The following is a 19,270-nucleotide window of genomic DNA, read 5'->3' on the forward strand; positions in this document are numbered from 1 at the left end:
TCGCCGTAGGGTGAGCGCGTGGAGTTCCCGGGGGAGGCGGCCGACGCGCGCGACGCGTCGACCTCTCCGGGGTCACCCCGGGGCACGCAGGACCAGCAGGACGACACGCCCCGAGCGGGACGGCGCGCTCCGCGCGCGACGCCGCACGGAGGCACCGACGGGTCCCCCGGGAACCCCACGCCCCTGACCGTCGTCGCCGGTGCCCTCGCCGACGCGTTCCTGACCGCGGAGCACTGGGGACCGGACGACCTGACCGCCGCCGGCTGGGCGGTGGTCGGCGTCGAGCGTGCCTACGTCGGGCTCGCGGTCGCGGCGGCCCTCGCGGCACACCCGCGACCACCGGTCGACGCACCGCGACAGCTCGCGGCGGTGCTCGAGGCGTCGCCGCGCCTCGCCGAGCTGCACCGCGCACGCGAGGCGCGCCGACCGGTCCGGGTCGTCGCGCGCCGGGCGACCGCGGTCCGGGCGCGTCCGGAGACCGCGAGCCGACTGCTCGTCGACACGCTGCCCGAGCTCGCGCGCGAGCTCGACCTCACCGTCGGGCGGCTGCTCTGGCTCGCGGACACCCGCTCGTGGAACCGGCGACCGGGGCCGTCGAGCCCGCTCCACCACCACCGCTGCGAGTGGATCCGTCGACCCGGACGCACGCCGCGGCTGCTCGAGAAGCCGATGGACATGCTCCGCCGGACGCAGCGGACGATCCTCGACGAGCTCCTCACCGCGCTGCCGGTGCACGACGCGGCGCACGGCTTCGTCGGCGGTCGGAGCGTCGTGACCGGAGCCGCGGCGCACACCGGGCGGCAGATCGTCGTCACGGCCGACCTGACGTCCTTCTTCGCGAGCGTCACCGCGCCCACCGTGTACGGGGTCTTCCGCGCGGCGGGCTTCGCGGAGCCGCTCGCACACGTCCTCACCGGGGTGTGCACGCACCGGGTGCCGGTGCACGTCCTCAGCGCGATGCCGGACGGCGGCAGCCCCGAGGAACGGCAGGCGCTGCGCGCGATGCTCCGCGAAGCGCACCTGCCGCAGGGCGCCCCGACGTCACCGGCACTGGCGAACACCGCACTCCGGCACCTGGACGCACGGCTCGCGGGGTGGGCGGCCTCGGTCGGCGCGGTCTACACGCGGTACGCCGACGACCTGACGTTCAGCGGTGACGAGCGGCTCGCGGCACGACCGGACGCGTTCCTCCGCGGGGTCGACCGGATCGTCACGGAGCAGGGACTCCGGCTGAACCCGTCGAAGACCCGGGTGCGGCGACGGGGCACGCGGCAGTCGGTCACCGGGGTCGTCGTCAACGACCGGACGTCGCCCGGTCGGCGCGAGGTCGACCGGCTGCACGCGATCCTGCACAACGCCGCCGAGCACGGTCCGGCGTCGCAGAACCGTGCTGGGCACCCCGACTTCCGGGCGCACCTGCTCGGGCGGATCGGGTGGGTCGAGCAGGTCCACCCCGGACGCGCACGGCGCCTGCACGAGGAGTTCGCCCGCATCACGTGGTGATCCCGGGCCGTCCCCGTGCGGGTGTGACGCCGGGTTGCAGCGGGCACGGGTACGACGCCCGACCGCCGGTAGCGTGCCGCCATGTGCCCGAGTGAGATCCCGGCCGACGCCCGCTACGAGGAACTGATCGCGCCGCTGCGACCGGTGATCGAGCGGATCGCCCTCGACGCCCGGGAGCGGGAACGCGAGGAACGGCTCGCCACCGACCAGCTCGGGTGGCTCGTCGACGCCGGGTTCGCGCGCTGGCGCACTCCGGTCGCGTGGGGCGGGATCGGGGCCCGACTGTCGGACGTGTTCCGGGCGGTCGCCGAGATCGCCGAGGTCGACCCGAACCTCGCGCACGTGTGGCGGAACCACTTCTCGTTCATCGAGGACCGGGTGCACGCCGAGGGGAGCGCCTCCGACCGGGCGATCGTCGAACGACTCGGTGGCGGGGAGTTCGTCGGCGGTGGGTGGAGCGAGACGCCGAACCCGGCCGGAGCGGACATCAGCACGCGGCTCACCCCGGACCCGGACGGCGGCTGGCGCGTCACCGGCCGGAAGTTCTACTCGACGGGGAGCATCTACGCCCGGTGGATCACGGTGCTGGCGCTCGACGACGCCGGAGCACGGTTCGTCGCCCTCGTGGACGCCCGCGACCCGGGCGTGCGGATCGGGGACGACTGGGACGGGTTCGGCCAGCGGATCACCGGCAGCGGGAGCGTGACGTACACCGACGTGCACGTGCCCGACGAGCGGGTCCTGCCGTACGCGACGCGCTACCCGTACCAGGAGCAGTACTACCAGACGGTGATGCACGCGATCCTCGTCGGCATCGGGCGTGCGGCCCTCCGCGAGGGGATCGAAGCGCTGCGCTCCCGGCAGCGCGGGCACCACAACGGCACGACCACGGACCCGACCGCCGACCCCGAGCTGCTCAGCACGATCGGCACCGTCGCGGCCCGGGTGTACGCCGCCGACGCCGCGTTCACCGCGAGCCTCGGACCGGTGGACGCCGCCGTCGACCGCCACACCGGACTCCGTGCGGCCGGGGCGGACCCCTCGACGGACCCGGTGCTGCGCGCCGCGCTCGAGCGGAGCTGGATCGCGGTCGCCCAGGCGCAGACGGTGGTCACCGACGCCGTGCTCGACGCGACGACGCTCGTGTTCGACGCCCTCGGGTCGAGCGGCACCTTCCGCTCCCTGGGGCTCGACCGGCACTGGCGGAACGCCCGGACCCTGGCCTCGCACAACCCGCGCGTGCACAAGCGGCGCATCGTCGGGGACCTGCTCGTGAACGGCGCCAGCCCGCTCGACCGCGTGTAACCCGCCGTCACGAGGCGCAACCGGACGACACCTGCACCCGCCGGGGCCGCGCTGCCCCGTACGGTCGTCGGCAACGGCCCGCCACGGACGCTGGGGAGGCGACGGTGGCGGGCCGCTCTGCACGCGTACGGAGGGACCACCGTGACCGAGACACCCGCACCGACCATCGTCGCCGTGCCGGACGGCGACCTCGCCGCCGCCGTCGCCCGACCCGGTGGGATCGCCCGCCTCGCCGACCGGATCCGTGCCTCGGGCGCCGCGGTCGTCGCGATCGGCACCGACCGCTTCGACGCCGAACGCGGTCGTGGCCACCGGCTCGACCCGACCACCGCGGCGCTCGCCCTCGGCCGTGCCCTGCCCACGCACGGGCTGCTCGTCGCCGCGGCCCCGACCCGGGAGCACCCGTACAACGTCGCCCGCCGGGTGCTGTCCCTCGACCACGTCCTGGACGCCCGGGTCGGACTCGTCGTCGGAGCGCGGGACCACGGCCTCCCGGCGACGGGGGAGCAGCACGACCCGGCCGAGTTCGCCGAGGTGGTGCGCGGCCTCTGGCGGACGTGGCCGCTCGACAGCATCGTCGGCGACCGCGCAGCCGGCCGGTTCGCCGACACGACCCGGATCATCCCGCTCGACCACGACGGCGGGCCGGACGGGTACCGGGTCCGGGGGCCGTTGACGACGCCGTCGAGCCGGCAGGGCGAGCCCGTCCTCGCGGTCTGGCACGACGTCGCACACGAGGGTGCCGACCTGGTGCTCGGCGGAGCCGCGCGCCCGCTCGTCCCGTTGCCGGGCGGGGCCGGTGCGTCCGAGCCGAGCCGCGCCTCCCGGACCCCGACCGGCCCCGGTGCCCACCGGCGGACGCTGCGTGACCTGCTCGGTCTGCCGGTCCCCGCGCCGGTCGGCGCATGAGCGCCGACACCGACGCCGGGCTCGTCCTCGGCGTCAACCTGCAGGGCTTCGGCCAGCGACCGGCGGCCTGGCGGACCCAGGACGTCGAGCCGACCGACCTGCTCACCGCCGGGTTCTGGGAGGACCTCGGCCGGACCGCCGAACGCGGGCTGCTGGACATGGTGTTCTTCGCGGACCACCCCGCGCTCGGCGACCCGAACGTCCGCGCGTACGGGCTGCTCGAGCCGTTCGTGGCGCTCGGGGCGATCGCCGACGCGACCACGCACCTCGGACTCGTCGGGACGGCGTCGACGACCTACAACGACCCGGTCGACCTCGCCGAGCGGCTCCTGTCCCTCGACACGGTCTCCGGCGGCCGCGTGGCGTGGAACGCCGTGACGACCTACGACCGGTCGGTGTCGGCGAACTTCGGCGTCGCGACGAACCCGGAGCGACCCGAGCGGTACGCCCGTGCCGGCGAGGTCGTCGACCTCGTGCAGGCGCTCTGGCGGTCCGCCGCCACCGGGGTGCCCGTCGACCACCACGGCGAGTTCACCGAGTTCGCGGGAGCGATCACCGTCCCGCCGTCGGCGCAGGGACACCCGGTGGTGTTCCAGGCCGGGGGATCGCCGCACGGACGGGACCTCGCCGCACGCGTCGCCGAGGGCGTGTTCGCCGTCGAGCTGACACCCGAGCCCGCCCGGGAGCACTACCGCGCCGTCAAGCAGGCGGCCCGGACGTACGGCCGGCGTGCGGCGGACGTGGCGATCGTCCCGGGGCTGTCGCTCGTGCTCGGCAGCACCGAGGCCGAGGCGCAGCGGCGGTTCGACGAGCTCGAGGCCCTCGCCCCGGACGGCTACTCCCTGCGGGCGCTCGGGACGCACCTCGACGCCGACCTCACCGACCTCGACCCGGACGCGCCGGTCCCCGCGGCGATCCTCGACCGCGAGGTGGACCCCGTCACCTACGGCCCCTCGCTCGGGTACCACGAGACCGTCGTGCGCTGGGTCCGCGCGCACAACACGTCCCTGCGGGAGGTCCTGCGCGGCTTCGGCGGGTACGGCGCCCGGATCGTCGTCGGCACCCCGGAGCAGGCCGCCGACACCATCGAGGAGTGGTACCGGACCGGGGCCGCCGACGGTTTCAACCTCATGATCGACGAGTTCCCGCGCGGCCTCGAGACCGTGGTCGACCAGCTTGTGCCGATCCTGCAGCGGCGCGGTGTGTTCCACCGCGAGTACGAGGACGTCACGTTGCGCGGGCGGCTCGGTGCGCGGGCGCGCGAGCTGTAGGGCGCCCACCGCGTGACGCCGTGTGACGTGGCGACCAGGCCCGCCGCGTCACACGGGGCAACGCCCGGTCACGCTCCGCAACACCCGTCGTGCCCGGGCCTGGTCGGTCATAGCGTCGCCACCATGACCGACTACCTCGACCGCGAGCACGACAAGACCTTCACGAAGGTCTACAAGCAGCAGACCCCGGACATCCTCTCGGCCTTCGTGCAGTTCGACGAGTCGGTGTTCCGGGCCGAGGGTCGCGAGATCCCGCTGAAGTACCGGGAGCTCATCGCACTGGCGGTCGGCATCACCACGCAGTGCGTCTACTGCATCGACGGCCACAGCCAGCGCGCGGTCACGGCCGGCGCGAACGAGGCCGAGCTCGCCGAGGCCGCCTGGGTCGCCACGGCTATCCGCGCCGGCGGCGGGTTCGCCCACGGCCGCCTCGGCTTCAAGTTCGGCGCCGACGCCGCGGCTCCCTCCGACTCCGCGACCTCCGCGTCGCACCAGCACTGACCACCGACCACACCCGACGGAAGCGCACCCCATGCCCGACCGCATCACCCTCGTCACCGCCCTGCAGGGCGCCGGCTGGCACCCCGCCGCCTGGCGCACCGCCGGCCCCGCGGCGCAGCGCCTCACCAGCCTCCGGCACTGGCGCGACGTCGTCGTGGAGCAGGACCGCCTCGGCGTCGACGCCGTCACGATCGAGGACTCCTTCACCGCCGGTCCGGTGGACGCGGCGGGCGACCTCGACACCACGACCGTCGTCGGCCGCCTCGACGCCCTCCTCGTCGCGAACGCGGTCGCCCCCGCGACCCGCGCGCTCGGTCTGGTACCGACCGTCTCGGTGACGCACACCGAACCGTTCCACGTCGCCACGGGCCTCCAGACCCTCGACCACGTCTCGCAGGGGCGAGCCGGGTGGCGGATCCAGGTGAGCCCGACGCCCCGCGAGGCAGCGCTCTTCGGGCGCCGTCCCGGCGGCGACGAGGCGTCCGTCCTCTTCGACGAGGCGCGGGAGGTCGCCGAGGTCGTGTCGCGACTCTGGGACAGCTGGGACGACGACGCGATCATCCGCGACGTGACCACCGGCCGGTTCATCGACCGCGACCGCATCCACAACGCCGCGTTCGCGGGGTCCTTCGTCTCGGTCCACGGCGCGTCGATCGTGCCGCGGTCGCCGCAGGGCCGTCCGCCGGTCTTCTCGCTGGCGCACCGCGCCGACGCGGCTGCGTTCGCCGTGGACGCTGCGGACGTCGTGCTCGTCACGCCCGGGTACGACGGACGGGAGGCGCGGGACCTGCTTGACGAGGTCCGTCACCTCGAGCAGGTGGCCGGCTCGGACGTCCGTCGTCCGGTCCTCGCCGACCTCGCGGTGCTCATCGGGTCGTCGTCGGCCGCCGCCGCCGACGCGCTGGCCTCGCTCGACACGGCTGCCGGTGCCCCGTACGCGTCGACGTCCGACACGTCCGTGCTGGCGACGACCGTGCCCGAGCTCGTGACGCTCATCGGGGACCTGCGGGACCTCGGGTTCGCCGGTGTCCGGCTCCGCCCGCTGCGCATCCCGCTCGACTCCACGGCGATCGCCCGCGAGCTCGTCCCCGCGCTCGTCACGGCCGGCCTCCGAGCCGACGTGGCCTCGCGTCCCACCGCCGACCTGCGCACGCGGCTCGGCATCGCCCCGGCGGTCAGCCGGTACGCGTCCGCATCCGCCCCCGTGGAGGTCCCAGCATGAGCGCCAAGCGTCAGGTCCACCTCGCCGCCCACTTCCCGGGCGTCAACAACACCACGATCTGGAGCGACGACCGGGCCGAGAGCCAGATCGCGTTCTCGTCGTTCGAGCACTTCGCCCGGAACGCCGAGCGCGGGCTGTTCGACTACCTGTTCCTCGCCGAGGGCCTGCGGCTCCGCGAGCGGAAGGGGCGCATCCACGACCTCGACGTCGTCGGGCGCCCGAACACGCTCGCGGTCCTCGCCGCCCTCGCCGGGGTCACCGAGCACATCGGGCTCGTCGGCACGCTGCAGACCACGTTCAACGAGCCGCTCGAACTCGCGAAGCAGCTCGCGACGCTCGACCACCTCACCGACGGACGCGCCGGCTGGAACGTCGTGACCAGCTCGGACGCGTTCCACGGCGCGAACTTCCGTCGTGGCGGGTTCCTGGACCACGCCGACCGGTACACGCGGGCGGCGGAGTTCATCGAGCTGTCCCGCGAGCTCTGGGACTCGTGGGAGTCCGACGCCGTCGTGGCCTCGGCCGTGTTCGCCGACCGCTCCCGGATCCGCGACGTCGACCACCACGGGCCGCAGTTCGACGTGACCGGGACGTTCCCGGTGCCCCGGAGCCCGCAGGGGCACCCGGTGGTCGTGCAGGCCGGCGACTCCGACGAAGGGCGCGACCTCGCCGCGGCGCACGCCGAGGTGATCTTCTCGCTGCACACCGAGTTCGAGGACGCGAAGTCCTACTACGACGACGTCACGGCGCGCCTCGAGCGCGTCGGCCGCTCGAAGGACGAGCTGCACATCCTGCCCGCGTCGACCTTCGTCCTCGGAGACACCGCCGCGGACGCCGCCGAGCGGGCCCGGGCGATCCAGCGTGCCCAGGTCAGCCCGGCCACGGCGATCGCGTTCCTCGAGCAGGTGTGGAACCGCGACCTGTCCGGGTACGACGTGGACGGCCCGCTGCCCGACGTCGAGCCGGACCTCGAGGGCGCCGCGATCACCCGCGGCCGCGCACGGCACACCCGCGACGTGCCGGCGCTCGTGCGGTCGTGGCGCGACCGCGCCGAGGCCGAGCACCTGTCCATCCGCGAGCTCGTCATCGCGGTGTCGACGCGCGGCGGGTTCGTCGGGACGCCCTCGCACATCGCGGCCGAGATCGACCGGTACGTCCAGGAACGCGCGACGGACGGCTTCGTCGTGGTCCCGCACACCAACCCGTACGGCCTCGACGAGTTCGTCGACACGGTCGTCCCGCTGCTGCAGGAGCGCGGCGTGTACCGGGAGTCCTACACCGAGGGCGCGACGCTCCGCGAGACGCTCGGTCTGCCCGGGACCATCCGGGACCGCCGGGGGGTGCTCGCGTGACGGTGCGCAGCCTGTCGATCCTCGTGCCGGGGAACTTCGCGGACGACGCACCCGTCGACGGCCTCGAGGCCACGCTCGACCTCTTCGCGACGGCGGAGCGGCTCGGCGTCGACGGCGCCTGGGTCCGGCACCGTCACCTCGAGCACGGCATCGGGTCGGCGGCGGTGTTCCTCGCCGCGGCCTCGCAGCGCACGAGCGCGATCGAGCTCGGGGTCGCCGTCGTGCCGATCGGGTGGGAGAGCCCGTTCCGCCTCGCCGAGGACTTCTCGCTCGCCGACGTCCTGTCGCACGGGCGGGTCCAGGTCGGGCTGTCGACCAGCGCCCCGCACGAGGACATCCTCGGCGACCTGGTGTTCGACGGCGACTGGCGCTCCTTCGACCGCGGCTACGAGCGGGTCACCCGCTTCGTCGACAACCTGCGCGGGGACTTCCTCGGCGGCGACGACACCGTCATCCAGAGCCCGGGCAACGTCCAGCGCCCGCGGCTGCAGCCGTACGCACCGGGGCTCGTCGACCGGGTCTGGTACGGCGGGGGATCGCTCCGGTCGGCCGCCTTCGCGGGCAGCGCCGGGCTCAACCTGCTCATCGGCAACCTCACCTCGGGCGAGGGCACGGACGACTACGGCACCGCTCAGCGGAACCAGCTCGCCGCCTACCGCGTCGCGCTCCCGTCCGGCCGGACACCCCGCGTCGCCTGGGGACGATGCGTCGTCCCCACGGACTCGGCCGACCGCGTCTCGCGCGAGCGCTACCGGACCTGGTACGAGTCGCGCCTCGCCCGGCAGAGGGCACCGCAGGGTCCCCGGCGCACCCTGTTCTCGGCGGACCTCGTGGGATCGGCCGAGCAGATCGTCGAGCAGCTCGTCCACGACGCCACGCTCGCCGAGGTCGACGAGTTCCGCATCGAGCTGCCGTACGAGTTCGCCGGCGACGAGTACGAGCAGATCGTCTCGGACGTCGTGTCGAGGGTCGCGCCGGCCCTCGGGTGGGCACCAGCGCGGACGGTGGTGGCGGCGTGACCCGGTACGTGCTCTCGCGCATCGGGGAGGCGGTGCTCGTGCTCTGGGCGGCGTGGACGATCTCCTTCTTCGTCCTCTACGTCCTGCCGAGCGACCCCGCCCGGATCATGCTCGGTCCTGACGCCACCGACGTGACGCAGGCGCAGCTCGACGTCCTCCGCCACCAGTACGGACTCGACCAGCCCGTGCTCGTGCAGTACTCCCAGCACCTCGGTTCGCTGCTCACGGGCGACCTCGGCCGCTCGATCGGCGTCGGACGACCCGTCACCGAGGTCATCGGCGAGGCCGTCGGTCCCACCGCGCAGATCGCCGTCGTCGGCCTGCTGCTCGCGATCGTGCTCGGCGGCGGGCTCGCGGTCCTCGCCACGTGGACCCGCAACCGCGCCCTCGGGCAGTTCCTGCTGCAGCTGCCGCCGGTCGGTGTCGCCGTCCCGGGCTTCTGGTTCGCCCTGCTGCTCGTGCAGTGGTTCTCGTTCGGCCTGCACGTGTTCCCGGCGTTCGGCGGCGAGGGACCGTCGTCGGTCGTCCTCCCCGCGATCACCCTGGCGCTGCCGACCGGCGCGACGATCGCCCAGCTGCTGTCGAAGTCCCTGGTCGCGACGCTCCGTGAGCCGTACGTCGACACCGCCTACGCCAAGGGCGCCGGACGCTGGCGCGTGCAGTTCCGGCACGCGCTGAAGAACGCCGCGCTGCCAGCCCTCACCGTGACCGGCCTCATCGTCGGACAGCTGTTCTCCGGCACCGTCGTCACCGAGACGGTGTTCTCCCGCCCGGGCCTCGGCCGCGTCACCGCGACCGCCGTGCAGGGGCAGGACATCCCCGTGGTCCAGGGCATCGTGCTCGTCGCCGCGGCGATCTTCGTCGTCGCGAACCTCGTCGTCGACCTCGTGTACCCGCTCCTCGACCCGCGTGTCGTCCTGGCCGGGAGCCGCCGGAAGCTCCGGGAGCAGGACGGCCCGACACCGGGCGGCGGCACGGGCGACGCCGCGGGCCCCGGCACCACCGTCCCGACACCCCAGGGAGTCCCCGCATGACCGAGACCACGCAGCTCGCGATCGGCCGTCCCGCGTCGCTCGTCTCCGACCGCGTCCCCGGCGGCGCGACCGCACTCCGGGGCGTCGTCGCCCGGCCGACCCTCACGCTCGCCGTGCTCTGGCTCGCCCTGGTCGTCGTCGCCGCGCTGCTCCCCGGCGCCCTGACCCACCTCGACCCGCTCGCCGCGGAACCCGCCGTGAAGCTCACCGCGCCCGACGCCGCACACTGGTTCGGCACCGACCAGCTCGGCCGCGACCTGTACGCCCGCGTCGTGCACGGCACGGCGCTCACCCTGCAGGCGGCGATCCTCGCGATCCTCATCGGGCTCGTCGGCGGCTCGGTCGTCGGGCTCCTCGCCGGGTTCGTCGGCGGGGTGGTCGACACCGTGCTCATGCGCGTCGCGGACGTCCTGCTCGCCATCCCGAGCCTGCTGCTGTCGCTGACGATCGTCACCGTCCTGGGCTTCGGCACCGTGAACGTCGCGGTGGCGGTCGGCGTCGCGAGCATCGCCACCATCGCCCGGATCATGCGCTCCGAGGTCGTCCGGGTCCGCACCGCCCCGTACGTCGAGGCGGCCACGGCGAACGGGAACCGCTGGTGGCGGGTGCTGCTCGTGCACGTGCTGCCGAACGCGGCCGGCCCCGTGCTCGTCCTCGCCGCGCTCGAGTTCGGCACCGCGATCCTCGCCGTCTCCAGCCTGAGTTTCCTCGGCTACGGCGCCCAGCCGCCGGCACCGGAGTGGGGCTCGCTCGTCTCGACCGGCCGCGACCTGATCGCCACCTCGTGGTGGCTGACGACCATCCCCGGTCTCGTCATCGCGGTCACGGTGCTCGCCGGCAACCGCGTCGCCCGGGCACTCGACACCGAACGGCGGGCGGTCCGATGAGCCTCCTCAGCATCCGCGACCTCACGGTCGCGTACGGCCACGGCCGGCACGCGCGGACGGCGCTGCACGGCGTCTCCCTCGACGTCGGTCGCGGCGAGCGCGTCGCGATCGTCGGCGAGTCCGGTTCGGGCAAGTCGACGACGGCGCACGCGGTCCTCCGGCTCCTGCCCGCAGCGGCCGAGCTGACGGGAGGCACGGTGCGGCTCTCCGGGACCGCCGCCGGTTCCGCGGACCTCGACCTGGTCACCGCGTCCGACGCCGAGGTCCGTCGTGTCCGCGGCGTCCGGATCGGCTTCGTCCCGCAGGACCCGACCGTCTCGCTCAACCCCGTCACGCGCATCGGTCGGCAGGTCGCCGAGGTGCTCGAGATCCACGGGATCGCGACCGGGGCCGACGCCCGCCAGCGCGCCGTGGAGGAGCTCCGTCGCGCCGGGATCGACCGTCCGGAGCTGCGCGCGGAGCAGTACCCGCACGAACTCTCCGGCGGCATGCGGCAGCGGGTGCTCATCGCCATCGCGCTGATCGGCGACCCGGAGCTCCTCGTCGCCGACGAGCCCACGAGCGCCCTCGACGTCACCGTGCAGCGGACGATCCTCGACCACCTCGACCGACTCGTCGCCGACCGGGGGACGAGCGTCCTCTTCATCACGCACGACCTCGGGGTCGCCGCGGACCGGGCGGACCGGATCGTCGTGATGTCCGAGGGACGGATCGTCGAGCAGGGCACCCCCGCCGAGGTGCTCGGCGCTCCCCGCGAGGCGTACACCCGCGCGCTCATCGCCGCGGCGCCCAGTCTCGACGACGTGACCGTGTCCGTGGGGGCCGACCCGCGCCTCCCGTCCGGCAGTGACGACCCGCTCGTCGTCGCGACGGGCCTGCGGAAGTCCTTCGCCCGCGTGGCCGCCGTCGACGGCGTCGACGTGACCGTCCCGCGCGGCCGCACCCTCGCGCTGGTGGGGGAGTCCGGGTCCGGGAAGTCGACCACGGCGCGCCTCGTGCTCGGTCTCGAGCGCGCCGACGCGGGCACCGTCCGGTTCGACGGCGACGACGTGACCGCTGCCCGCGGTGCGGCGCTGCGGGCGTACCGGCGCCGCGCGCAGATCGTGCAGCAGAACCCGTACGCGGCCCTGCACCCGCGGCTGTCCGTCGGGTCGATCATCGCCGACCCGCTCGCGGCGTTCGGGATCGGCACCCGGCGGTCACGTGCGGCCCGTGCGGCGGAGCTGCTCGACCTCGTGGCCCTGCCGGCATCGACGGCAGGGCGGCGACCGTCGGAGCTGTCGGGCGGTCAGCGGCAGCGCGTCGCCATCGCCCGGGCGCTCGCGCTCGACCCGTCGTTCGTCGTCCTGGACGAACCGGTCTCGGCACTCGACGTGTCCGTCCAGGCGCAGATCCTCGACCTGCTCGCGTCGCTGCAGGAGACGCTCGCCGTCTCGTACCTGTTCATCTCGCACGACCTCGCCGTCGTCCGCCGCATCGCCTACGAGGTGTCCGTCCTCCGGGGCGGGCGTGTGGTCGAGCACGGCGCTGCCGCCGAGGTCCTCCACCACCCGCAGCACGAGTACACCCGTGCCCTGCTCGACGCGATCCCCGGACGATCCCGGCGCGTCGCACCCCTCACCCCCTCCGAAGGAGTCTCATGACCATCCACCGCACCCCGATCCGTCTGGTGGCCGCGATCGCGGCCGGCACCGCGGCGGCCCTGGTGATGGCCGGCTGCTCGTCGGGCGGCACCGCGTCGTCGTCCTCGTCGAAGCCCGTCGACGGCGGCTCGCTGACCTACGCGATCGCCAACGACCCGATCACGCTCAACCCGACCGGGACCGGCGCCGGCAACGACACCCTCGCCATCACCCGGCAGCTCGTCGACTCGCTGCTCTGGCAGGACCCGTCGGACGGCTCGCTGAAGCCCTGGCTGGCGACGAAGTACTCGGCGAACGCCGACGCGACCGCGTTCACGTTCGACCTGCGCTCCGGTGTGACGTTCTCCGACGGGTCGGCCTTCGACGCCACCGCCGTGAAGGACACCTTCGACGACATCGCGAAGGCCGGGGCGTCCAGCACCGCCGCCGCGTACTTCTCGGGGTACCGGGAGACGAAGGTCGTCGACGACGACACCGTCGAGGTCGACTTCACGACGCCGAACGCCGCGTTCCCGAACGCCACCGCGTCGGTCGCGCTCGGCATCGTCGCGCCGAAGACCACCGAGACGCCGTTCGAGGACCGGGCCGACGGCACGGCCGTCATCGGGACGGGGCCGTTCACGCTGTCGTCGTACACGAAGAACACCTCCACCGTCCTGACGAAGCGCAAGGACTACGACTGGGGCCCGGCCGCGCGGTCGAACACCGGCGCGGCGCACCTGTCGAAGGTGACGTTCCAGGTCGTCCCTGAGGCGAGCGTCCGCACCGGCAGCCTGCAGTCCGGCCAGCTCGACGCGATCAGCAGCGTGCAGCCGAGCGACGTCGACACGCTCAAGTCGCAGTACGAGCTCGTGACCCGCGCCAACCCCGGGCAGGTGTTCGGGCTCACGTTCAACCAGAAGCGCCCGCTCGTGTCCGACCTCGTCGTCCGCAGGGCGATCGCGCAGGCCGTCGACCCGAAGACCGTCCGGGACACGTCCCTGAACGACCTGTTCGAGGTCGCGACGTCGGTGCTCGGCTCGACCACCCCCGGGTACACCGACACCTCCTCGGCGATCTCGTACGACCCGGCCGCGGCCGAGCAGGCGCTCGACGAGGCCGGGTGGAAGACCGGCTCCGACGGCATCCGCGCGAAGGACGGCCGGAAGCTGCAGCTCAAGCTCATCTGGATCACGAACTTCGGGCCGAACCAGACCTCGCTCGAACTCATCCAGCAGGAGCTCCGGAAGGTCGGCGTCGGCCTGACCCTCGAGAGCGGCACCGTCCCGCAGTACCTCGCCAACACCACGAGCGGGGACTGGGACCTCGCGTGGGACAACAGCTCCCGCGCCGACGGTGACGTCCTCCGCTCGAAGTTCTCGAGCGACGGCGCCCAGTCGATCGGCGCCGCCGACGGCACGCTCGACGCCCTGTTCACGAAGGAGCTCTCGCAGTCGTCCGCCACCGAGCGTGCGGCCACGTTCGCGGCGATCCAGGAACGGATCGCGTCGCAGGTGGACTTCGTCCCCGTGCACGAGCTCACCAGCATCATCGCCACCACGAAGGACGTGCACGGCATCGCGTTCGGCGCGGACACCCGCCTCGACCAGCTCACCGGCGCCTGGACGGACGCAGCATGACCGCCGTCCCCCTGTCCGTCCTCGACCTCGTCCCGGTCAGCGCCGGGTCCACCGCCGCGCAGGCGCTGCACCGCACGATCGACCTCGCGCAGCACGCCGAGCGTGCCGGGTACGCCCGGTACTGGCTCGCCGAGCACCACCTCAACCCGGGTGTCGCCGGCAGCGCACCGAACATCGTGATCGGGGCCGTGGCCGCCGCGACCTCGACGATCCGCGTCGGCAGCGCGGCGACGCTGGTCGGCAACGTCCGCGGACTGCAGATCGCCGAGACCTTCGGCACGCTCGCCGCGCTGTACGGGCCGCGGATCGACCTCGGTCTCGGCCGGTCCGGTGCCCCCGCACCCGGTGCTCCGAAGCCGCCGTCGCTCGCCCCGCGCGAGGACGAGGTCGTCGACGGGCTGCTCATCCCGGCACCGTTCGACTTCCGGATCGCCCCGCGCAGCCGGTTCGCGCTGCAGGGCGAGCTGCTCGGTCGCGTGCCGGGCGACGTCGACCGGTTCGAGGGCGAACTCGACCTGATCCGGGCGCTGTTCGCCGGGACCTGGTCGCACGACGGCGCGGTCGTCGAGGCGCCGCCCGCCGCCGGACACCCCGTCGAACTCTGGATCCACGGCTCCACCGGGGGTGCGAGCGCACGGGCGGCCGGCGCGCTCGGCCTGCCCTACGGCGCGAACTACCACACGTCGCCGGGCACGGTGCTGGCGTCGGTCGAGGCGTACCGCGACGCGTTCCGCCCCGGCGTGCTCGACGCGCCGCACGTCATCGTGTCGGCGGACGTCGTCGTCGGCCGGGACACCGACGAGGCGTCCGGACTCGCCCTCGGCTACGGCCAGTGGGTGCACTCGATCCGCTCCGGCGTCGGGGCGATCGAGTACCCGACGCCCGAGTGGGCCCGGGAGCACCCGTTGGACGACGCTGCGGCGGCCTCGGTCGCGGACCGCATCGCCACGCGGTTCGTCGGCGATGCGGTCACGGTCGCGGACCAGCTCGAGACGCTCCGCCGTGCCACCGGGGCGGACGAGCTCCTCGTCACGACGATCACGCACGACCACGACGCGCGGGTGCGCTCCTACGAGCTGCTCGCGGCCGAGTGGGCGCGGCGTGCCGAGCAGGCGGTGCCGGCCGCGGTCTGAGACGTGGCCGGCCGACGGACGGGAGGCGCGGTGCCAGCTGGCACCGCGCCTCCCGTCCGTCGTGTGCGCGCGTCCCGCGCGTGCCGGGTCAGCCGGCGTCGAGCGGCAGGCCCTCCGGGTTGAGCTCGGACTGCTTCACGGCCTCGTTCGACAGGTTGTAGGCCGTGAGCCACTTGGCGTACGTGCCGTCGTCGATGAGCTCGTCGATGGCCTCCTGGACCGGCTTCGCGAGCCCGTCGCCCTTCTTGGTGGTCGCCGCGATGAGCCCCTGCAGGTCGGCGCCGGCACCCGAGTACGTGCCCGCGGTCGTCGTCGCCTTCGCCGTCCCCGCGTTCTGCTTGTTCTGGTAGGCGATCGTCGGGTTCGGGCCGAGGTAGCCGTCGACCTTGCCGGACTGCACGGCGAGGAGCTTCGCGTTCGCGTCCGGGTAGTACTTCACAGTGATGGTCTTGCCCTGCTTCGCGAGGTCGGCCTTCCACCCGAGCAGGATCTTCTCCTGGTTCGTGCCGGAGTCGGTGGCGATCGTCTTGCCGGCGAGCACGGAGGGGTCCCCGTCGAACCGCAGGGAGCTGCCCTCCTTCACCTGCAACGCGAGGTTGTCCTGGCGGTACGAGGCGAAGTCGTACTTCTCCTTGCGTTGCTCCGTCACGGTGATGTTCGACAGGCCGACGTCGACCGACCCGCCGTCGATGCCGACGAACAGGTTGTCCCACGTGGCGTTCTTGACCTGGGGCTCGAGGCCGAGCTTCGCCGCGACGAGACGGCCGAGGTCGGGCTCGGAGCCGGTCAGCGTCTTCTGGTCGTCGCCGGTGAAGGCGAGCGGCGGGTACCCGGACGGCAGGGCCCCGATGCCGATGACGAGCCTGCCGGACTGCTTGACGTCGGCGGGGAGCTCGTCGTGGAGCTTCGAGTCCTCCTGCACGGAGACCTTCGTCTCGGTCGCGGCGCCGTTCGAGGCGGCGCCGATCGTGACGGTGCCGTCGTCCGAGCCGGTGCCGGTGCCGGCGCTGGCGTTCGCGGCGCAGCCGGCGAGGGCGACGACGACGCCGGCGGCGAGGACGAGGGCGCCGGCGCGGTGCCGCCAGCGTGAGGGGGTGATCGGGGACATGGTTCTCCAGGGGTCGGGTCGGGTCGGAACGGGTGGGGAGTTCAGCGGACGCGGGACAGGAAGTCGCGCGTGCGGGGGTGCTGCGGGTCGTCGATGAGCCGCGCGGGCGGGCCCTGCTCGACGATGCGGCCGTGGTCGAGGAAGACGACGTGGTCGGCGACCTCGCGGGCGAAGGCGACCTCGTGCGTGACGATGACGAGCGTCGTGCCGGACTCGGCGAGGTCCGCGATCACGCCGAGCACCTCGCCGACCAGTTCGGGGTCGAGGGCGGAGGTCGGTTCGTCCAGCAGGACCACCGAGGGCTCGAGCGCCAGCGCCCGGGCGATCGCCACGCGCTGCTGCTGCCCGCCGGAGAGCTGGCGCGGGCGGGTGGCTCCGCGGTCGCCGAGGCCGACGCGTTCGAGCAGCGTCTGGGCCCGGGCCTTCGCGGTGGCGGCGGGGACACCGGAGGCGATCGGTCCCTCGGCCACGTTCTCGAGCGCGGTGAGGTGCGGGAACAGGTTGAAGTGCTGGAACACGAACCCGATCCGGGAGCGCTGCCGCAGGATCAGGCGCTCGGGCAGCTCCTTGTAGCGGGGGACCCCGTCGCGGCCGGTCCGCACCCGGACGCCGATGGTCTCGCCGCCGACGGTGACGACACCGCGGTCGAGGGGTTCGAGGTGGTTGATCGCCCGCAGCAGCGTGGACTTGCCGGACCCGGACGGGCCGAGGATCACGGTGACGCTCCCGGACGGCAGTGACAGGTCGACGCCGTCGATGACGACGTTCTCGCCGAAGGCCTTCACGGCGCCGTGGATGCCGATGGTGGCGCTCATCAGATGGCCTTCCCGTCGTTCTTGCCGCGCTCGGGACCGCGGCGCACCACGGACCGGAGCCGCTGGAACGGCGTCGGCGGGAGGGCACGGACCGAGCCGCGCGCCGTCCATCGCTCGACGTCGTACTGCACGATCGACACCGCACTCGTGAGCGCGAGGTACCAGATCGTCGCCACGACGAGCAGCGGGATGATGTCCGTCGGGTACGTGCTCGACAGGTTCTGCACCACGCCGAACAGGTCGAGGAGCGACACGTAGAACAGCAGCGAGGACGCCTTGAGCAGGCCGACGATCTGGTTGACGAAGGCCGGCACGATCGAGCGGAGCGCCTGCGGCAGGATCACCCGCACGAACTGGCGGCGGCGGGGGAGCCCGAGGGCCTGCGCGGCCTCGTGCTGGCCGTGGTCGACGGCGAGCACGCCGGCGCGGACGATCTCCGACGCGTAGGCGATCTCGCTGAGGCTCAGCCCGATGACGCCGATCGCCAGGTCGCCGAGGACGTTCGCGGTCGGGACCTCGAACTGCGGTCCGAACGGGACGCCGATGCCGATGGTCGGGTACAGCGACCCGAGGTTGTAGAGGAAGACGAGCACCAGGATGAGCGGCACCGAACGGAACAGCCACACGTAGCCCCAGGCGAGCCCGGACAGCACCGGGTTGCGCGAGAGCCGGCCGATCGCCACGACGATGCCGCCGGCGAAGCTGATCACCGCGCTCAGTGCCGTCGCGACGAGGGTGAGCTGCAGGCCGGTCAGGATCGCCGGGCTGAACAGCCACTTGCCGACCGCCGGCCAGCCCCACTGCTCGTTGGTGAAGAGCGTCTCGACGAAGTTCAGGAGGACCACGAGGACGACCGCCGCGGCGATCCAGCGCAGCGGGTGGCGCAGCGGGACGACGGGGCGGTCGAGCGCTGCGCGGCCGGCGGCGTCGATGGTCGCGTCGGTCGTGCTTCCGGCCGTGCTTCCGGTCGGAGTTCCGGCGGGGCTTCCGGTCGGGCGCTCCGTGTCGGTGGTCTGGGTCATGTCGCGACCGTAGGAGGTGCGCCGAGGCGCGACAACGCCGCGCGAAACACATCGGCACGGGAGGGAACCCGGCGTCACACGCGGGGATCGGATGACGCTCTGTGACGCGGGACGGCGGCTATCGTGACCCCCATGACCGCACACCGCGTGACCGCACCGGAGCCCCCGGCCGACGGCAGCAAGCCGAAGGGGCCGGCGTCGTACTTCCCGAGCATCGAGAAGACCTACGGGCGTCCGGTGCAGGAGTGGCTCGACCTCGTCGCGGACCGGCTCGACGGCCAGAAGCACATGGAGGTCGTCGCCTGGCTCAAGACCGAGCACGGCATGGGACACGGGCACGCGAACGCCCTCGTCGGCTACGTGCGGAACGCCCTCGCCGACTGATCCCCTCGCCGTGGCGGTTGTCGGTGGTGCTGCCTAGCGTGACAGCGTGGCCGAACCCGTCGACGCGTGGTGGCGCCGCCGACAGTGGTCGCGCGGCGTGGCGGTTCCGTACGCCGTGGGGGAGTTCCGTGCCGAGTGGTCCTCGTACCCGGTGCTCGTCCGGCAGTACCACCCCGAGTGGAACCACGGCGTCGTCCTCAGCCAGGTGCCACCAGCTGCCGAGGTCCTGCTGACGTGGGAGTGCGACGTCGGGCACGTCTTCGTCGCGACCCCGGGTGAGCAGCGTTCCCGTCCGGGGCGGGAACGACGCCGGTCGGTCTGGTGCCCCGAGTGCGCCGTCCAGGCCCAGCCCCAGCGCTGGCCCGTGCTGCCCTCCGACTGGCCGTCCGCGGTGCCGGTCCCGCAGCGGGTCGTCCGCGTCACCGGTCGGCAGACGCTGCCCGCAGCCCCGGCTCGAGGGACCCCGGCCGGTGCTGTGGCGTCGACGCGGTCCCGTGCTCGTCGCCCGGAACCCGGTGCACCCCGCCGGCCCCGGCCCCCGGC

At 73.6% G+C, this 19,270-nt stretch carries 18 protein-coding genes; 15 read left to right on the forward strand and 3 right to left on the reverse strand.

Annotation, left to right across the window (positions count from 1 at the left end; translation table 11 throughout):
* Positions 1-18: 18 nt before the first annotated feature.
* From JSX79_RS18605 to JSX79_RS05195, 13 genes are all read left to right on the forward strand, one after another.
* Positions 19-1,503 (forward strand): reverse transcriptase family protein, encoded by a 1,485-nt coding sequence (locus tag JSX79_RS18605; RefSeq protein ID WP_229085346.1) that lies wholly within the window; start codon positions 19-21, stop codon positions 1,501-1,503.
* A gap of 81 nt (positions 1,504-1,584) precedes the next feature.
* Positions 1,585-2,808, forward strand: a complete 1,224-nt coding sequence (locus JSX79_RS05140; protein WP_229085347.1) for an acyl-CoA dehydrogenase family protein — start codon at positions 1,585-1,587, stop codon at positions 2,806-2,808.
* A 141-nt stretch (positions 2,809-2,949) separates the two neighbouring features.
* Positions 2,950-3,717 (forward strand): LLM class flavin-dependent oxidoreductase, encoded by a 768-nt coding sequence (locus JSX79_RS05145; RefSeq protein ID WP_071301927.1) that lies wholly within the window; start codon positions 2,950-2,952, stop codon positions 3,715-3,717.
* Entirely contained in the window at positions 3,714-4,988 is a 1,275-nt protein-coding gene (locus JSX79_RS05150; protein WP_229085348.1) for an LLM class flavin-dependent oxidoreductase, read from the forward strand. The genes JSX79_RS05145 and JSX79_RS05150 overlap by 4 nt, the downstream gene beginning before the upstream one ends.
* A 123-nt stretch (positions 4,989-5,111) precedes the next feature.
* The gene (locus JSX79_RS05155) at positions 5,112-5,489 is read left to right on the forward strand and encodes a carboxymuconolactone decarboxylase family protein (RefSeq protein WP_070418756.1); all 378 of its coding nucleotides are present in this window, start codon (positions 5,112-5,114) and stop codon (positions 5,487-5,489) included.
* A 31-nt stretch (positions 5,490-5,520) separates the two neighbouring features.
* On the forward strand, positions 5,521-6,711 hold the full coding sequence (locus JSX79_RS05160) for an LLM class flavin-dependent oxidoreductase (protein ID WP_229085349.1): 1,191 nt from the start codon (positions 5,521-5,523) through the stop codon (positions 6,709-6,711).
* Complete coding sequence (locus JSX79_RS05165) at positions 6,708-8,063, forward strand: NtaA/DmoA family FMN-dependent monooxygenase (protein WP_229085350.1); 1,356 nt, start codon at positions 6,708-6,710, stop codon at positions 8,061-8,063. The genes JSX79_RS05160 and JSX79_RS05165 overlap by 4 nt, the downstream gene beginning before the upstream one ends.
* Positions 8,060-9,082, forward strand: a complete 1,023-nt coding sequence (locus JSX79_RS05170; RefSeq protein WP_229085351.1) for an LLM class flavin-dependent oxidoreductase — start codon at positions 8,060-8,062, stop codon at positions 9,080-9,082. Before JSX79_RS05165 ends, JSX79_RS05170 begins: the two co-directional genes overlap by 4 nt.
* Positions 9,079-10,116 (forward strand): ABC transporter permease, encoded by a 1,038-nt coding sequence (locus tag JSX79_RS05175; protein WP_229085352.1) that lies wholly within the window; start codon positions 9,079-9,081, stop codon positions 10,114-10,116. The genes JSX79_RS05170 and JSX79_RS05175 overlap by 4 nt, the downstream gene beginning before the upstream one ends.
* Positions 10,113-11,003: an ABC transporter permease gene (locus JSX79_RS05180; RefSeq protein WP_229085353.1), complete on the forward strand. Its 891-nt coding sequence runs from the start codon at positions 10,113-10,115 to the stop codon at positions 11,001-11,003. Before JSX79_RS05175 ends, JSX79_RS05180 begins: the two co-directional genes overlap by 4 nt.
* Positions 11,000-12,646 (forward strand): ABC transporter ATP-binding protein, encoded by a 1,647-nt coding sequence (locus JSX79_RS05185; RefSeq protein WP_229085354.1) that lies wholly within the window; start codon positions 11,000-11,002, stop codon positions 12,644-12,646. Before JSX79_RS05180 ends, JSX79_RS05185 begins: the two co-directional genes overlap by 4 nt.
* On the forward strand, positions 12,643-14,265 hold the full coding sequence (locus JSX79_RS05190) for an ABC transporter substrate-binding protein (RefSeq protein WP_229085355.1): 1,623 nt from the start codon (positions 12,643-12,645) through the stop codon (positions 14,263-14,265). Before JSX79_RS05185 ends, JSX79_RS05190 begins: the two co-directional genes overlap by 4 nt.
* Positions 14,262-15,398 carry an LLM class flavin-dependent oxidoreductase gene (locus tag JSX79_RS05195; RefSeq protein ID WP_229085356.1) on the forward strand — a complete coding sequence of 379 codons (1,137 nt, stop codon included), beginning with the start codon at positions 14,262-14,264 and terminating at the stop codon, positions 15,396-15,398. Before JSX79_RS05190 ends, JSX79_RS05195 begins: the two co-directional genes overlap by 4 nt.
* Before the next feature lie 88 nt (positions 15,399-15,486).
* On the opposite strand, the gene JSX79_RS05200 is transcribed toward JSX79_RS05195, so the two are convergent.
* From JSX79_RS05200 to JSX79_RS05210, 3 genes are read right to left on the reverse strand one after another with little or no spacing between them, the layout of a single operon-like run.
* A complete protein-coding gene (locus tag JSX79_RS05200) occupies positions 15,487-16,506 on the reverse strand; it encodes a transporter substrate-binding domain-containing protein (RefSeq protein ID WP_229085357.1) in 1,020 nt (339 codons plus the stop codon).
* A gap of 41 nt (positions 16,507-16,547) precedes the next feature.
* Positions 16,548-17,321 carry an amino acid ABC transporter ATP-binding protein gene (locus tag JSX79_RS05205; protein WP_229085358.1) on the reverse strand — a complete coding sequence of 258 codons (774 nt, stop codon included), beginning with the start codon at positions 17,319-17,321 and terminating at the stop codon, positions 16,548-16,550.
* Positions 17,321-18,343 (reverse strand): amino acid ABC transporter permease, encoded by a 1,023-nt coding sequence (locus tag JSX79_RS05210; RefSeq protein WP_229085359.1) that lies wholly within the window; start codon positions 18,341-18,343, stop codon positions 17,321-17,323. Before JSX79_RS05210 ends, JSX79_RS05205 begins: the two co-directional genes overlap by 1 nt.
* Positions 18,344-18,475: 132 nt before the next feature.
* Between JSX79_RS05210 and JSX79_RS05215 the strand changes: the two genes are divergently transcribed.
* Positions 18,476-18,727 carry a DUF4287 domain-containing protein gene (locus JSX79_RS05215; RefSeq protein WP_071295979.1) on the forward strand — a complete coding sequence of 84 codons (252 nt, stop codon included), beginning with the start codon at positions 18,476-18,478 and terminating at the stop codon, positions 18,725-18,727.
* Between the two features lie 46 nt (positions 18,728-18,773).
* Positions 18,774-19,270, forward strand: a 497-nt coding sequence (locus JSX79_RS05220) for a zinc-ribbon domain-containing protein (protein WP_374474891.1), incomplete at its 3' end; no start/stop codon positions are given.

It is taken from the genome of Curtobacterium sp. GD1, from assembly GCF_020882855.1.
Lineage (GTDB): Bacteria > Actinomycetota > Actinomycetes > Actinomycetales > Microbacteriaceae > Curtobacterium.

Bases quoted from the DNA above. Each gene is read 5' to 3' on its own strand.
- JSX79_RS05180 (WP_229085353.1), top strand. From the start codon at position 10,113: ATGACCGAGACCACGCAGCTCGCGATCGGCCGTCCCGCGTCGCTCGTC.
- JSX79_RS05205 (WP_229085358.1), bottom strand. From the start codon at position 17,321: ATGAGCGCCACCATCGGCATCCACGGCGCCGTGAAGGCCTTCGGCGAG.
- JSX79_RS05195 (WP_229085356.1), top strand. From the start codon at position 14,262: ATGACCGCCGTCCCCCTGTCCGTCCTCGACCTCGTCCCGGTCAGCGCC.
- JSX79_RS05200 (WP_229085357.1), bottom strand. From the start codon at position 16,506: ATGTCCCCGATCACCCCCTCACGCTGGCGGCACCGCGCCGGCGCCCTC.
- JSX79_RS05185 (WP_229085354.1), top strand. From the start codon at position 11,000: ATGAGCCTCCTCAGCATCCGCGACCTCACGGTCGCGTACGGCCACGGC.
- JSX79_RS05190 (WP_229085355.1), top strand. From the start codon at position 12,643: ATGACCATCCACCGCACCCCGATCCGTCTGGTGGCCGCGATCGCGGCC.
- JSX79_RS05140 (WP_229085347.1), top strand. From the start codon at position 1,585: ATGTGCCCGAGTGAGATCCCGGCCGACGCCCGCTACGAGGAACTGATC.
- JSX79_RS05215 (WP_071295979.1), top strand. From the start codon at position 18,476: ATGACCGCACACCGCGTGACCGCACCGGAGCCCCCGGCCGACGGCAGC.
- JSX79_RS05160 (WP_229085349.1), top strand. From the start codon at position 5,521: ATGCCCGACCGCATCACCCTCGTCACCGCCCTGCAGGGCGCCGGCTGG.
- JSX79_RS05210 (WP_229085359.1), bottom strand. From the start codon at position 18,343: ATGACCCAGACCACCGACACGGAGCGCCCGACCGGAAGCCCCGCCGGA.
- JSX79_RS05155 (WP_070418756.1), top strand. From the start codon at position 5,112: ATGACCGACTACCTCGACCGCGAGCACGACAAGACCTTCACGAAGGTC.
- JSX79_RS05150 (WP_229085348.1), top strand. From the start codon at position 3,714: ATGAGCGCCGACACCGACGCCGGGCTCGTCCTCGGCGTCAACCTGCAG.
- JSX79_RS05165 (WP_229085350.1), top strand. From the start codon at position 6,708: ATGAGCGCCAAGCGTCAGGTCCACCTCGCCGCCCACTTCCCGGGCGTC.